Annotated in this window: 7 protein-coding genes; all 7 read right to left on the bottom strand. The window is 47.3% G+C overall.

All coding sequences use genetic code 11. From position 1 onward, the window contains the following. Positions 1-355 precede the first annotated feature (355 nt). On the bottom strand, positions 356-2,626 hold the full coding sequence (locus AC060N_RS02975) for a glycoside hydrolase family 3 N-terminal domain-containing protein (protein ID WP_479526985.1): 2,271 nt from the start codon (positions 2,624-2,626) through the stop codon (positions 356-358). Between the two features lie 61 nt (positions 2,627-2,687). Next, on the bottom strand, positions 2,688-4,973 hold the full coding sequence (bglX, locus tag AC060N_RS02970) for a beta-glucosidase BglX (protein ID WP_479525812.1): 2,286 nt from the start codon (positions 4,971-4,973) through the stop codon (positions 2,688-2,690). Next, on the bottom strand, positions 4,960-6,585 hold the full coding sequence (locus tag AC060N_RS02965) for a glucoamylase family protein (protein WP_479525811.1): 1,626 nt from the start codon (positions 6,583-6,585) through the stop codon (positions 4,960-4,962). Before AC060N_RS02965 ends, bglX begins: the two co-directional genes overlap by 14 nt. A gap of 83 nt (positions 6,586-6,668) precedes the next feature. Then, complete coding sequence (locus tag AC060N_RS02960) at positions 6,669-8,018, bottom strand: glucoamylase family protein (RefSeq protein ID WP_479525810.1); 1,350 nt, start codon at positions 8,016-8,018, stop codon at positions 6,669-6,671. A 93-nt stretch (positions 8,019-8,111) separates the two neighbouring features. Then, the gene (locus tag AC060N_RS02955; protein ID WP_479525809.1) at positions 8,112-9,566 is read right to left on the bottom strand and encodes a RagB/SusD family nutrient uptake outer membrane protein; all 1,455 of its coding nucleotides are present in this window, start codon (positions 9,564-9,566) and stop codon (positions 8,112-8,114) included. Positions 9,567-9,593: 27 nt separating this feature from the next. Continuing rightward, complete coding sequence (locus AC060N_RS02950; protein WP_479525808.1) at positions 9,594-12,587, bottom strand: SusC/RagA family TonB-linked outer membrane protein; 2,994 nt, start codon at positions 12,585-12,587, stop codon at positions 9,594-9,596. Between the two features lie 369 nt (positions 12,588-12,956). Next, the gene (locus AC060N_RS02945; RefSeq protein ID WP_479525807.1) at positions 12,957-15,851 is read right to left on the bottom strand and encodes a helix-turn-helix and ligand-binding sensor domain-containing protein; all 2,895 of its coding nucleotides are present in this window, start codon (positions 15,849-15,851) and stop codon (positions 12,957-12,959) included. Positions 15,852-15,904 lie beyond the last annotated feature (53 nt).

Genomic DNA, 15,904 nt, shown 5'->3' with positions numbered 1-15,904 from the left:
GGTGTTCAGGACAGGTTCAGGTTAGTTGGATAAGTTCACCTGAACCATCCTAAAACAGCCCTTAATGCATCATAACGGACTCTTAACTGTTTCTGACTACTCCTGAATTCTCGCCGTTTCGTCCTGAAGGTATTTCAGGTTGTCCTGAAGATAACGAAAGCAGCCCTGAGCAATACAGATTGAACGCTTAAAACTTTTTTGGCCCTCCTGAATGCACCGACAGAGGATCTGTTCGCTTTTTTTCAGCGGATTACGGCAAAAACATGGCCGACACAATAACTTCGTAATACGAAAAAACCGGCTGACATAACGCCAACCGGTTCGGTGTTTAGTAGTCTATGATATTAAATCCAACCTATTTCACTAACGTAAAAGCGGTTTCCTTCACATCGTCCGAAGCACCGCCGACAAATACCTTGAAGTCGCCGGGCTCGGTACCCCAGGTCATATCCTTACGGTGGAAAGAAAGATCGTTCATCGTCAAATCGAAATGGACCGTTTTGCTTTCACCCTTTTTCAGGAATATTCTCCGGAAACCCTTCAGTTCTTTAACAGGACGAGTGACACTGCCCACCATGTCGCGAATATACAACTGAGCCACTTCGGTTCCGTCGTAGTTACCGGTGTTGGTAATCGTAGCACTCACATGAAGCGTATCGCCCATTTCCAGTTTCGTTGTACTCAACTTCGGTGCCGAATAACTAAACGTCGTATAGCTCAATCCGTGACCGAAAGCGAACTCTGGCGTATTCGGTGTAAACAGGTAGCGCGAGCGGTATTTCTGTTCTTTACCTGTTTTGGTATAAGGACGACCGGTATTTTTCGCGCTGTAATAAATCGGAATCTGACCGGTAATCCGCGGGAAAGTCATCGGCAGTTTACCCGACGGGTTATATTTTCCCGAAAGGACATCGGCCAAAGCAGGCGCTCCTTCTGTTCCCGGGAACCAGGCTTCCAGCATCGCGTCGGTCATGGGCACCTCTTTGTCGAGCGCCAGCGGACGACCGCTCATCAGCACGACCACTACAGGCTTGCCGGTTTTGTGGATCGCTTCCAGCAATTCGGACTGAATATGCGGCAGATTGATGTGCGCGCGACTCGCCGCTTCGCCGCTCCATTCGGCCGATTCGCCCAATACCATCACCACCACGTCGGAATGACGGGCAGCCGAAACCGCAGCTGCAAATCCGGAACGGTTATCGCCACGCAGTTCACACCCCTTAGCATACCGGATATTCTGCCTGCCAAACTGGTCTTCCATGGCTTCCTTCACGGTCTTGTTGATTTTCCAGTCGCCGGCTGCATGCCACGAGCCCAGCAGGTCGCGCTGTGAATTAGCCAACGGGCCAATCAACGCAATTCGCTGACCTTTTTTCAACGGAAGTGTTTCCTTATCATTCTTCAGCAATACCATTGACTCACGGGCCATCTGGCGGGCCAGCGACATATGATATTTCGAATAAGTCAGCTTCTTCTCACGCTTGTTGCTGAAATATTTATACGGGTCGGCGAACAATCCCAAACGGAATTTAATCCGAAGGACACGACGAACGGCATTGTCAATTTCCTGCTGCGTCACGCTGCCTTCCTTCAGCAATTCTTTCAGGTATTTGGAATAAGTTCCGCCTTGCATATCCATGTCTACACCGGCGTTCATCGCCAAGGCAGCTGCATCTTTCTCATTTTTGGCAATGCCGTGAGGCACCAGCTCGTTAATCGCCGTATAGTCTGTTACCACGAAGCCATTAAAGCCCCACTCCTTGCGCAGGATATCGGTCATCAGGAAATGATTGGCCGTCGCCGGAACACCGTTCAAATCATTAAACGAAGTCATCACTGTACCGGCACCGGCATCAACTGCGGCCTTGTAAGGAGGCAGATAAACATCCCGGAGTTTCCGTTCCGACATATCAACGGTATTGTAATCGCGACCGGCTTCCGGGGCACCATAAGCCGCAAAGTGCTTCACGCAAGCCACAACGGTTGTATCCGACGCCAAATCAGTTCCCTGGAAACCATGCACACGCGCGGCAGCAATTTTACTTCCGAGGTACGGATCTTCACCAGCACCTTCGGATACGCGTCCCCAGCGAGGGTCACGAGCAATGTCACACATCGGGGCATAAGTCCACTGAATACCGGCAGCAGCAGCTTCGGCGGCAGCGGCAGATGCCGTTTTCTGAATCGATTTTAAATCCCACGAAGCCGCTTCACCCAACGGAATCGGGAAGATGGTTTTCTGTCCGTGGATAACATCGTAACCAAACAGCAACGGAATTTTCATCCGTGTCTGTTCCATCGCAATCTTCTGCAATTTCCGGTTGTAATCCGGCGAAAAAGCGTTAAAGATATTTCCGCATTTTCCGGCTTTTATGTCATTAATGTAATTCTCGTTCATGCTCGGCCCGGTTTTGTCCCAACCGCTGGAGTACAGCGTTAGCTGTCCGATCTTCTCGTCCAGCGTCATCATCGATAGTACCGAGTCGACCTTGTGCGTAATCACCGGCTCGTCGAAATACTTCGATGCTTCGTCTTTTTTCGCAACCTTATTATTAACAGGCTGCTGACAGGACGACAGGAACAGAACCGCTCCCGCAGTCAGTAACATCGTCAGTTTTTGTGTCATCTTTTTCACTACTATTCTAATTTCAGGTTCATAATGTATCGTTGTCTACTTACCAGGAATATCACGGCTTCTTCAGTGTAAAACCGGCCGAATTGGTCACTTCGGAACTGCTTCCTACCATCACGTCGAATGTACCCGGTTCGGTCTTCCACTTCATATCTTTATCCAGAATTGCCAAATCTTTTTGCGTTAGCCGGAAAGTAATTTCCTTAACCTCTCCGGAAACGAGCCGGACACGCCGGAACGCCCTCAATTGCTTAACAGGAAGACTTACATCGGCCACCTGCTGATGTGTATAAAGCTGTACCACTTCCGTTCCTGCCCGTTCTCCGGTATTGATAACAGAAACCGATACTTTAAGCGTATCATTCCAATTCAGGTTTTGTGTATTCAGTTTTACCGGCGAAATAGAAAAATTCGTATAACTCAATCCGTAACCAAACGGATAAAGCGGTGTATTGGGCATGTCCACGTAACGAGTCGTGTATTTATCATTCGGATTGAACGGCCGTCCGGTATTCAGATAACTGTAAAAGATGGGCACCTGCCCGACACTTCTCGGAAAAGTAACCGGCAATTTCCCTGACGGATTGTAATCGCCAAACAGCACGTCAGCAATCGCATTTCCGCCTTCGGTACCCGGAAACCAGGTTTCCAGAATGCCCGGCACATGGTCATTCAGCCAGTTTACAGCCAATGGCCTTCCATTCACCAATACTGCCACCACTGGTTTTCCGGTTTTCACGACAGCTTTCACCAAATCGAGCTGGTTACCGGGCAAGTGTAACGAAGCCCGGCTGTCGCCTTCTCCGCACATGCTGTTGTTTTCGCCAATTACCATCACGACCACATCAGCGTTTCGGGCTGCCCGAACAGCTTCCTGGAAACCGCTTTCCGATTTGGTATTGTAATCAGTTCCTTTTGCATAAGTCACTTTCGTCCATGGCGAAACAGCTTTCTTAATTCCCTGCAGCACGGTCACCACATCTTCCGGCCGGGACAGTGCATGAACCGGCCCTAATAAGTTATCCTGAGTATCAGCAGCGGGACCAATCACAGCAATAGACTGAAGTTTCTTGCTTAGCGGTAAAATATTTTTTTCGTTTTTCAGCAATACAAATGTCTTGCAAGCCACTTTCCTCGCTGCTTCGCGATGGCTTGCCGGCAGAACATTATTGGCCACCAATGTGGAGTCGCTATAGCGGAACGGATTATCGAACAATCCCAGTTCGAACTTCATGGTCAGCACTTTTCGCACTGCATCGTCAACCACCGATTCCTGTATTTTTCCTTCTTTTACCAACTTTGGCAAATTCTGCAGGTACGAACCGCTGTGTAAATCCATATCTACACCCGCTTTCATCGCCAGTTCGTCGGCTGCTGCAGGAGAAGCCGCTACACCATGCTCCTGAAGTTCTGTCACCGCATCGTAATCCGAAACTACAATTCCATTAAAGCCTAGTTCTTTGCGGAGAATATCCTGCAGCAAAAAGTGGTTGGCCGTTACAGGCACACCGTTGAATGATACAAAGGCTGGCATTACGGCTCCAATTCCAGCTTTAACAGCCGCTTCGAACGGAGGCAGGTAAACTTCCCGAAGCTCGCGTTCCGGCATATTCACCGTGTTATAGTCGCGGCCGGCTTGCACTGCGCCATATCCCACGAAATGCTTCGCAGTAGCCATCATGGTATGCGGTGAAGCCAGACTTTCACCCTGGTATCCTTTTACTGCAGCCGCTGCCATTAACGAACCGAGATACGGATCTTCGCCGGCACCCTCTACGATTCTGCCCCAACGCGGATCGCGGGCTATGTCAATCATCGGGTTGAACGTCCAGCTCACACCCGATGCCGTTGCCTCAACGGCCGAAATACTATCGGTTTTTCGGGTTAAGTCGGGGTCCCACGAAGCAGCCAACGCCAACGGAACCGGGAAACCTGTCTGGAAACCGTGGATGACATCCCCCATGAACAGCAACGGAATCTTCAGCCGCGACTGCATCGCCAGTTTTTGCATTTGGCGGGTGTAACGGCCCACATTTCTACCTGGAAGAACGCCATTCGTTCCACCCAGTTTACCTTCCTTAACCAGCTGTTTCAGGTTCGGATGATCCGCTCCCAAAATACAGAGTTGACCAGCCTTCTCTTCCAGCGTCATCAATGACAAAATGGAATCCACTTTGTGCGCAATCACCGGATCGGTGAAGTACCGCCGCCCCGGTTGGACCGTTTTCGACTCCTGCTTCCCGGAAGGCTGGCAACCGACCATCGCCAACATGATTACCGCTAAAGCAGCAATCGCCCGCACTCCGATTCTTCGACTCTTCCCCGGTTTACTTGGTTTCATTTACTTGAATGGGTTTATTATCAATGGTAAAATCCAAACGTTTCAACCCTCTCAGCACATCTTCATTTTTCATGAATGAGTTCCAGACCAAGCCTGAACGGTAATTTTCGATCATCACCACAATCGGCCCCTGATCGATGGCCAGATAGGTTTTACGTACGTGCTCTTCGGGCTTATTTCCAGCCGACAAGTTGATACCATCGTAAAAACCAAACGGGCCAAACAGATACTTTCCGTAATTCCGGTAGAGGTTTTTCAATACTGTCATCGATTCGTCCGGGGTGTACGGCATTGATGACAGTGCTGCCGTCGGGGTAATTGTTCCCAAATCGCGTTGGAAACCCGGAGCGTGCGCCGTGTATCCATCCGGGACTTTATCGCCGGCTGTGAGTCCCCAGAAATCAGGGCCGTAGCCTTTCCATCCGTATGGGTTATCGATGCAGTACGCACGATTAATCAATGTCTGCCGCCGGTTTTGCTGCCAATAATTGGCATACCGGTCGCGCAAGCCTTTTGGATTCAATCCCATGTACGAATAGTGAGCAAAGAACAACGGACCGCCCATCCATTTGCGGTTTCCCAACGGAAGCATCATGCCGTAATAAGTGGAATTATTGGCGAATGTATCCCAGTTGTTACCAGCCCAGCCTTTGTGATACACTTCCGGCGCAATGGCATGGTCGGGTGACGAAGCCGCCAGAATATAGGTAATCAGACATTCGTTGTACCCATGAATGGGATGATTCATTTTCCAACCATAATCGGGAGACCAGTGCCAGTACAGAACATTCTGACCTCGTGTATAGAAGTTCCAATCCATCGTTTTCCACAGATCGGTAATTTGTTGTTGCAGAAATTTCTCTTTTGGAGTCGAATGATTGAAAAACTGACGGGCGGCCAGCAGGCCTTCCATCATGAAGGAAGATTCGACAATATCGCCACCGTCATCGTATTTGCTAAAGTGATAAGCTTTTTGTGTATCGGCATTGTACCAGTGCGCCCACATTCCGTGAAAACGGTCGGTTGTTTTGAGAAATTTGGTGAGATTCAATAGCCGGTCAACCGCCTGTTCGCGGGTAATCCATCCATGCTTCACACCAACCATGAGGGCCATTACGCCAAAGCCGGAGCCGCCAATGGTAACGATATCGCCGTCCGGATGGTTATCGCGTTCGCGGGCCATTCCCAAATCGGCCCGGCCAAAGTTCCAAAAATAGCGGAAGGTATATTTTTGCACCATGTTCATGAGCTCCTCATCGGTAAAATCATGAATCGATGCGTTGGCCTCCACCGTTTCGGAAGTGAGTTCTTTTCCTTTCCGGTTAACCGGAACCAACCTATATTTTAAAGAGATGTTGCGCCCCAAATCCGTTACAAAATCGAGGTAGTAATTATTCTTCGTTTCAGTGCGCAACTGGTAAGTACTATCGGTTGCTGCATACAAACGGTAGGATACAGCATTTTTCAAATCGGGCCAGCGTAACTCTACGTGACTGTCATATCCTTTTGCTGTAAAATGGTCCGGTTTGGTAAGGTATTCGTTGAGATGATCCTGTGCTGAAACACTTTTCACCAGCAGGAGAATGATAATGATACTGAAGAATTTTTTCATTCGATGAACACTTTTTCTGCCCAAAAGGCGATCACGTCAATGATAAAGAAGCCGATTGCCGGCTAAAAATTTTGTTGGTTTTTCTAATTGTTTGTTTTCTCAAATCCCAGCTTGCTAAACATGGTCTGAATGTCCGGATCCTGCATGAAATTATCCCATAATATCCCGCTGCGATGGTTTTCAATCATTGCAATAATAGGTCCCTCGTCTATCGCCAGGTAAGAAGGAGCATACCAGTTTTCATGAATGTTAAAGGCATCTTTAAATCCATACTTTCCCAAGAGTCCCTTTGAACCGTAATTATCGTAGAGATAATGCATGGCTGCCAACGATTCGGTAGGCGTGTAGACAATTGATGAAATTGCGGCCGTAGGAGTAATTGTTCCGTTATCATTGGCTGTGGTTGGCTCGTGTGCCATGTAACCGTTTACCGGATCGTCGGAAGCCGTCAGCCCCCAGCAATTCTTGTTGTAGTAGGAATAAACCGATGAACGGTCGATACACCACTTCCGGTTCAGCAACGTTTGTTCTTTATTCCGATCAAAATAGGAAGCGAACCTGGACGCCCGAATGTATTTATCCGAAAAGTGCGGGTCCATTCCCAAATAGGAATAGTGTGTAAAAAACAACGGACCTCCGTAATATCCATATTGGTCAACGATGAGTGTCGCGTTATAGTTATTTCCGGCCCAGCCGGTGTCGTAAAGCGAAGGAGCAATCGGATGCGTGGGTGACGCAACAGCCAGCAAGTAAGTAATCATCGTCTCGTTGAACCCACGTATGGGCATGTTCATCGCCCAGCCGTAATCTGGCGACCAGTGCCAATACAGATAATTCTGGCCGTTGGTGTACCACTTCCAGTCAACGTCGTGCCACAGCCCGATAATAATATCCCGCAACTGCGTTTCATCAGCCGACGAACCATCAAAAAATTGCCTTGCCGTCAACAGTCCCTGAATCAGGTAAGCTGTTTCCACCAGATCGCCCCCGTCGTCTTTTTGCGAGAACGGAATTGTCTCTCCGGTCGAACCGTTGAGCCAGTGCGACCAGGCTCCATGGTAACGAGTGGTTTTATCGCGCAGGAAAGTGACCATCTTCAACAACCTTGTCACCGCTTCCTGACGGGTAATATAGCCTCGTTTAACGCCGACAATAATGGCCATCACACCAAAACCGGAACCGCCAATGGTGACGATATTGTTGTTTCCGTTGCTTCGTTCCCGGATAAGGCCAGAAACCGGATGAGCGAAATCCCAGAAATACCGGAAAGTTGCTTGCTGAACAGTATCCATCAGCTCATCATCCGTCAAAGTGGGTGGGGGCTTCGGCAGCGTTCCTCCTCCATCCGGCGGCACATAATTGTCACCTTTCTTTGAACAGGAAACTAAAGTCAAAGCTACCCAGAAAGATATGAAAAGTAGATACTTGTTCATCCGGATTGTATGAGTATGGCAAACAGGAAGAAACTTCCCGGAAGGTAAATTTACACCATACCGGGAAGTTCATCCTAACATCTATGAATAATTTTAGTATCCTGGATTTTGAGTCAATGCGCCGCCACTCAGCTCGATCTGGCGTTGCGGAATGGGGAACAACTCGTTCTTACCAGCCACAAAACCTTCTTTAGCCAGTACCGTTGCTGCCCGTCCCTGACGAATCAGGTCGAAGGTCCGATCACCTTCGAATGCCAATTCTACACGACGTTCGTGGTAAATTTTCATCCGCAGGTTATCCTGATTGGTGTCGGTGTAATCCGGCAAGCCGGCCCGCTCGCGAACCTGGTTTAATGCCGCCAGTGCAGTACCCGGGTCACCCATTTCGTTAGCCGCCTCAGCTTTCATCAACAACACTTCGGCGTAACGGAATATCCGGACATTTTTGCTGGATTCCCAGGAGTTTCCGTCATACGTTTCCTGTGTACGACTCAGATAAGCTTTCTGGTTGTACATCGGGTTCGGGGTGTTGGAATTAATTACCGTACCGTCCCACATGGTTTCACCCGGATAGATAATCGTTGCATCTTTCCGGAGGTCACCAGGCTCGTAGGTGTCAGCCAAATCCTGTGAAGGAACATTGAAGCCCCATCCAAACTGACCGCGGACTCCCTGACAATCGACGTAGCCCTGAACGCCTTTGTTCGGTGTTTGACCGCGTCCCTGGATTTCGAAAATAGACTCGGAATTGTTTTCTCCGATTTCACGCCAAATGGTTGAGTAATCACTAACCAGCGCATATTCACCGGAATTGATCACCTCATTGGTCAGGCGCAATACTTCCGACCAGTTCTTTTGATACAGATTTACCTTTGCCAGGAAGGTTTGCGCAGCTCCTTTGGTCGCGCGACCTAAATCTTTTGAAGCGTATTCGCTCTTCTTCGGAAGATGGTTAACAGCAAACTGCAGATCCGTTTTAATAAACGCATAAATAGAATCCTTTGCTACACGGGTATTTCCCATAGCCACATCGGCCTGATTGGTTGGATCGGGCACTTTGTCCACCAACGGCACTGCACCGAACGTACGCACTAAATTCCAGTAGAAATAAGCGCGGAGGAAACGAGTTTCGCCTTCCAAACGGTTCTTCAGTGTATCATTAATGGTCACTTCACCCAACACTTTCATTGCCTGATTGGCACGGGCAATTCCTTCGTAGTTTCCCTGCCATACATCGTTGAACGACAAGGCATCGGCTCCAAACGTGAAGTTATCCAGCAAATTCTTGTCCGTTCCCGTATCACCCGGAGAACTACCTTTATCGGCATCGTCGGAAGTGATGCTGGAAATACCGAGCCAGGAGAAGGAGCTTTCGTTCCAATCGAGCAGCTTGTTATACACTGCGTTAACCACTTCAGTTGGATGATCAGAGTAATAATCTTTTGGTGTCATATTCCCCTCCGGCGGAACATCCAGGTAGTTGCTCGAACATCCCGAGAAGGTTAGCAGAGCTGCAGCGAACGCAGCCCCCATATATAATAATTTCATCTTTCTGGTTTTCATATCCAATACAAATTAGAAAGTTATGTTGAGACCCAAGAGGTAAGAAGCCGTTTCAGGATAAGAGCTCAACTCGATTCCGGAATCCAGTGTACCTGAACCTGTTTGTCCGGGTAACTCGGGGTTATAACCACTATAACCTGTCAGCGTAATGGCATTTTGAGCTGAGACATAAAAACGGCAACGGCTTACCGATATTTTCTCCGTCAATGTTTTGGGAAGCGTATATCCCAGAGTCATGTTGTTGAAGCGGAAAAAGTCGCCAGACTCGAGGTAATAGTCAGAAGCCACCGGTACAGCATCGGAAGCTCTTGGGATATTGGTATTCTGATTTTTGGGCGTCCAGCGGTTGGCCAGCGATGCTTCGATATTTTCACCACCCCAGCGCTGTGCTTTCTTACCATTGTAAATTTTACCACCAAAGTTACCGTAAGAATCTACCGAGAAATCCCAGTTCTTATAGTTCACTCCGAGGTTCAACCCGATCATCAGTGTGGGATTGTACGAGCCAGCATAATAACGGTCTTTATCGTCAATAACGCCATCATGGTTCCGGTCAACAAGTTTTAAATCACCCGGCTTAGCGTTTGGCATCAAAGGCTGACCGTTGCTGTTCACGTAAGCATCCAATTCCGATTGATTATGGAAAATTCCATCGGTTTGGTATACCCAGAAAGAACCAATAGGCTGTCCTTCTGCCGTCTGTGTTGTTATCTGACCATTGCCCAAACTACCGCTGTTAATTGGCAAACCACCACCTACTTTTTCGATGCGGTTTTTGTTGGTCGTCACATTCAAACCAACGTTGTAGCCGAAGTCAGAGGTGACTTTATCGCGCCAGTTGGCCGAGAATTCAAAACCGGTATTCCGGATATCAGCTTTATTGGTCAGGAATTTTCCATCCTTATCCCCAAATATTCCGGCAATCGGAGCAAAAATCAACGCATCCGAGGTCAGTTTGTTGTAATAGTCAAACTCACCGGAAAGGCGGTTCTTAAACAATCCATACTCCAATCCAAGGTCGGTTTCTGAGGTTACCTCCCACTTTAGATTCGGGTCTTTGATATCGGTTATCGTACCACCATTGGTATAAGCCTGGTCAGGACCAAACACATACGCCAAATCCGAGTTGATGAGATAAGTAAACGCATCAGCAGGTATATTATCGTTACCGATTTGACCCCAGCTGGCACGCAATTTCAGGTTAGTCAGCCACGCATTGTCTTTCAGGAAATTCTCCTGGGTCAGCACCCAACCAAGTCCAACAGAAGGGAACGTTGCCCAACGATTATTGGATGGAAACATCGAAGAACCATCGTAACGAATCGTACCGGTAAACAGGTACTTGTTGGCAAAGCTATAGTTGACACGTCCTAAGTAGGAGTTACGGGTATTCTTTGTGCCATTACTACCATTGGTTGCAGATGCTGCATCGCCCAAATCGAGATACCAGTAATTCTTTTGTGAAGGTACATTCTGACGGGCAGCATCAATGTATTGCGTACGGTATTTTTCCGCCGTTGTACCTCCCATTAGTTTCAACCGGCTATTTCCCCAACGGTTGTTGTAGGTAAAGTAATTATCCCAAATCCAGTGTGCATTGGTATTTTGATGCAGACTCAACTGGGAGATTTCATTCTTTTGAGTTGCGGAAACGGTGTAAACCGGATTGTATATACGCCCGTGATCTTCCGATAAGTCAACTCCCATATTCGATTTAAACTGAAGATGTTTGGTGAAATCAACTTTGGCGTACACCGAACCCTGAATGCGGGTTCCCCAGCTTTTATCATGGGTGTAATCTAGTGTAGCTTTCGGGTTACCAACGTTGTTGATGTCCGTGAAACCATAATTTCCGTTTTTATCCTTTACCGGCACAGTCGGTGCCTGACGATAAGCTGCAGTGAAAGCCGAATAAGGTTTGTTGTCCGAATTATATCGAGACAGGCCAATGTTGTCACCTACTTCGAGGAACTTGGTCACCTTATACGTATTATTTGAGCGGAGTGTCAAACGATCGTAATTATTTCCGTCCAGGATTCCCTGGTCGCTTTTATACCCCATGCTGAAATAATAGGTTGCCTTATCATTTCCACCACTTACCGAAAGGTTATGATTCTGACTAACTCCCTTCCGGGTAATTGCGTCAAACCAATTGGTATTGTACGGAGGCAGGTTGTTCAAATCAAATGCCGGAGCTTTTCCATCGTAGCCCAAAGCTTCGTTGGTATATTCAGCATACAATTTCGAGTCTGCCATTTTCACCTTATGGGCCGCTACATTAGCGCCGACATAGCCGTCGTAGGAAATTTTCATTTTACCTTTTTCTCCGGCACGGGTAGTAATGATGATCACACCATTTGCACCACGAACACCGTAAATAGCGGCAGCCGAAGCATCTTTCAGTACATCTACCGAGACAATATCCGAGTTATTGATATTACGAATATCGTCGGTAATGACACCATCGACAACATAGAGTGGCTTCGCTCCACCAAGAATGGTTCCCGTTCCCCTGATACGAACCTGTGGAGCAGATCCCGGAGCACCGGAATTCACAATCTGTACACCGGCTACTTTTCCCTGAATAGCCTGGGTAGCTGTCAGGGCCGGCTGTTTAATCAAATCGGCTCCCTTCACACCGGCAATAGCACCAGTAATGTCCTGCTTACGCTGAACACCATAACCTACCACCTGAACTTCTCCCAGATCTTTAGTAGAAGTCGAAAGGGTTACATTAATTTCTTTCTGTCCGTTCACAGGCTTCTCTACGGTCTTCATTCCCAAAAACGAGAATACCAGAGTACCGTCAGCCGGAACTTTCAACGAATAGTTGCCATCAAAATCGGTAATGGTACCATTTGTGGTACCTTTCACTAAAATACTGGCTCCCGGTATGGGTTTTCCATCATCCGCGCCAGTTACCTTCCCTTTAACAGTGATGTTTTGTGCCATCACTGTTGTAAAGCCAAGAAGGACCACCAAAAGGGTTAATAAACTCTTCTTCATTCGTTCAGTCTTTTTTTGACAATTTGAATATGTTACAAATGAACCCCCTGGTGGAGTAAAAAGGAAAAATGCTACCCCTACCTACCTACATCATGTTAAAAAACATCCAATTTTTCACTTTCACATCACTACATCACGAAAGAACCGAATCTTCATATAGAGCTAATTTTCAGACACTATGAAAAGTCATGTTTTCTAAAACTTAGATTAAATAAATGCTAAATCAGACTAAGGAATGATAAGATTACACAAGGAATGTTTAACGTTCAGGAGATGGAAACAACCGCGAACAGCAAAGAATTTATTTTTAAACAAGGGTGAAATGTCATCAAAACGTCATAAACCGACGTATCAGATTCCAAAAGCGGTTTAAAATTCCATCATGAATTCCACCAGGTTTTTCTCCTGGGGCAACTCCAGTTTTTTGCGCAAACGGTATCGCCGAATCTCCACTCCCCGAACTGAAATATTGAGCAGCGGCGCTATTTCCTTCGTTGCGAGATTCAGCCTGAGGTAGGCACACAATTTCAAATCGCTCGGAGTAAGGGAAGGATATTCATTTTTAAGTCGCCGGAAGAAGTTTTCATGAGCCTGATCGAAATGTGATTCGAAAACCAGCCAGTCATCTTCATTGGTCAAATTCTTGTTTACCAATCCAACCAACTTCTCATACATGTTTTTAGGATAGCGGGTTCCCAACTGCTTTTTCTGTTTCTCAATCTCGTTTTTAATCTCGATGAGCGACTCATTTTTCCGGATAATGGACATGGTTGAGTTGGCCAGCTCAATATCTTTATGCGAAAGCTCAGCCTGTAGTTTTTCGTTCCGCAGTTTGATAATTTCATTCTCAGCATGCTCCCGCTCTTCCTGCCTTCTCCGTTCCAACTCCGCACTTCTCACCTGACGGGCTTTTTCTTCCCGCCGTTTTAATCGTCGGTACAACAACAACTGGGCAAGAATGATAAAAAGCACACCGATGATAACGTAAAAGAAGTAGGCCATTGACGATGCATACCAGTGAGGCCTGATGGTAAACGGATAAGTTATTTCAGAAAGGGGATGGCCAAATGCATCAATATTCCTAACGTGAAAAACATAATTACCTGCCGTCAGGCGATCATAAACCGCTATACCTTCCGGTGAAGTCGATTTCCAGTGTTCGCCAGGCTTCAAGCCTTCTAAATAATATTGATATGACTTGCCGTTGGGAGAATAGTTCAACGAGGCGAACCGGAACTTGATGCTCCGTTCCCAGGGCTGCAACTGAATTTTCCGGTGAGAATTGGCTGTTGAAAGAGGTAACCGTCGTTTTTCACCTTTCCGTCCGGATGCCACCACATCCCGGAAAAATATTTTCTGTGTGATGGTGTCTTTCAGGTCGCTTCTCAAGTCAATTAAAGCATACCCTTCATCGAGGCACACCATCTGAATGCGGTCGTTCAGCGGAACAATATTTTCGTATCGTTCCACCATAGAGAAACCATAAAGCGCAGGGTCCATCTTTCTGACCAACATGGCTCCGCTATCGCGAATATCAACCATCCCAAGCATATTCCGACTAATCAACCAGTATCGGTTATCGTCGACCCGAATGATGCGACGAGCCGCGGAAAGCTCTCCCAGCGTTTGATTCAAATCATCCATCGGAACAACTTTCTCATGCAGGTCATCATACGTATACAGTCCTTCCGGAGATGTCAGAACAATCCGGTTGGCAAGCTTAAACACATGCACATCGAAATCGGCCGGCAGTCCCGATACGCGTCCAAAATAACGCGTATCAACCACCTTTCGATAGTTGGCATCCAACTTCAACCGGTAAACTCCCTTCTGTTGATGGCTTACCCAAACATATCCGAAGGGGCCAATTTCGACAAACCGGCAAGGCTCGTTGAATCCGGTGACCTGATGATCGTATCGCCATTCGCCATTCTCCAGACGGTAAATAACCAGACGGGTATAAGTGCTCTGAATCATGTATTTTTTCCCACCACGCTCGTAAGGTTTGACCATGTACCCACCCGACACTTTACTGATGTGACGAAGCCGGCCATTTTTGTAAGTAAAGGTTCCACGGTTGTGCCCGATAATTAATGAACCGGCATGCACCTGCAAATCCCACACCTGGCCTTGTGTTCCATCCAGAAACTGAAAATTACCTACGGGATGCCTCGGATCTCCATTCAGTAATTCACGATAGTAAACGCCCCGGTTCGAACCGATAAACAATTTCCCCTCAAAAATAACTGCAGAGGTCAAAGCCCCAATACGCTGGTCCTTATCGCGATAAATCGACATTGGAGAATTAATTTCCACATAGTCAATTCCTTTGTTCATCGCGACCCACAAGCCGCCTTTTTGATCTTGCTTCAGCGCGAGAACCGTATTATTCTGAAGTCCACTATCCGTATTAATCCGTGTTTTGATATTTCCGTCCCGATCGGTAATAACCACACCGTTCAAAATAGTCCCGAAAGCAAATCCGTTTTTCAACGGAATAGCGACATTCAATTCGTTCTGCTTCGAGAATTCCTGAATATCACCTCCCCACGGAGAAAATTTTCCGGAAGTCAGCTGGTATATTCCCTGCGACGAAGTACAAACAAGCAACGTATCTTTTCCTCCCGGAATAATACTTTTCACTTGCGTGGAAGCCAAAAAATCCGAGCCGGGAATATGGACCGGTCGATCATTCACCAACTCCACCAAGCCGCCGCCGTCTTCCTGCGTAATCAACCGATCGCCAACCTGCGACATCAGAATGACATTGGATGGCAAAGGAATCTGATGAACGGTATCCCCGTCATAAGAAAAAAGCGCCCCGAAGGACTGAAAATAAACTTTATCATGCGAAAAAAGGATACGCCAAAACTCCCAGTTGTGGAGCTTCAAACCGGGATAGGAATGTGAAATGGAAGTGTATTTTAATTGTCCGGTTTTGTCGGATTGCCAGTAACCGAACTCCTCGAAAGCGCCGGTATAAATTTTACCATCCGGGCTTACACCAACCGAGCGTACAATATTGCGGTCGGGAAGCGAGTAGAGTTTCCAGTTGGTGCCGTCAAACTGCAGGAGGCCGTCACTGTTTCCAATGTACATCAATCCCTGCTTATCCTGTGCAATCGACCAGTTCTGGTTTCCACCTTTATAATCTCCCTTAGAATAATGAAGAACCAGCGGTTGGGCCACGGCCATGGCCGGCAGAAACCCTATCAACACCAACACCTTTTTCAGAATCGTCATCAACCCACAAACACTTTTCATATACCAACCGAATATTGGGGCATAAAGATAATGATACACGGGGTATAAAAAAA

This window comes from Prolixibacter sp. DSM 2831, assembly GCF_056493735.1.
Note: the sequence above shows the minus strand (reverse complement) of the source record. Positions and strands in the feature narration are given on the sequence as shown.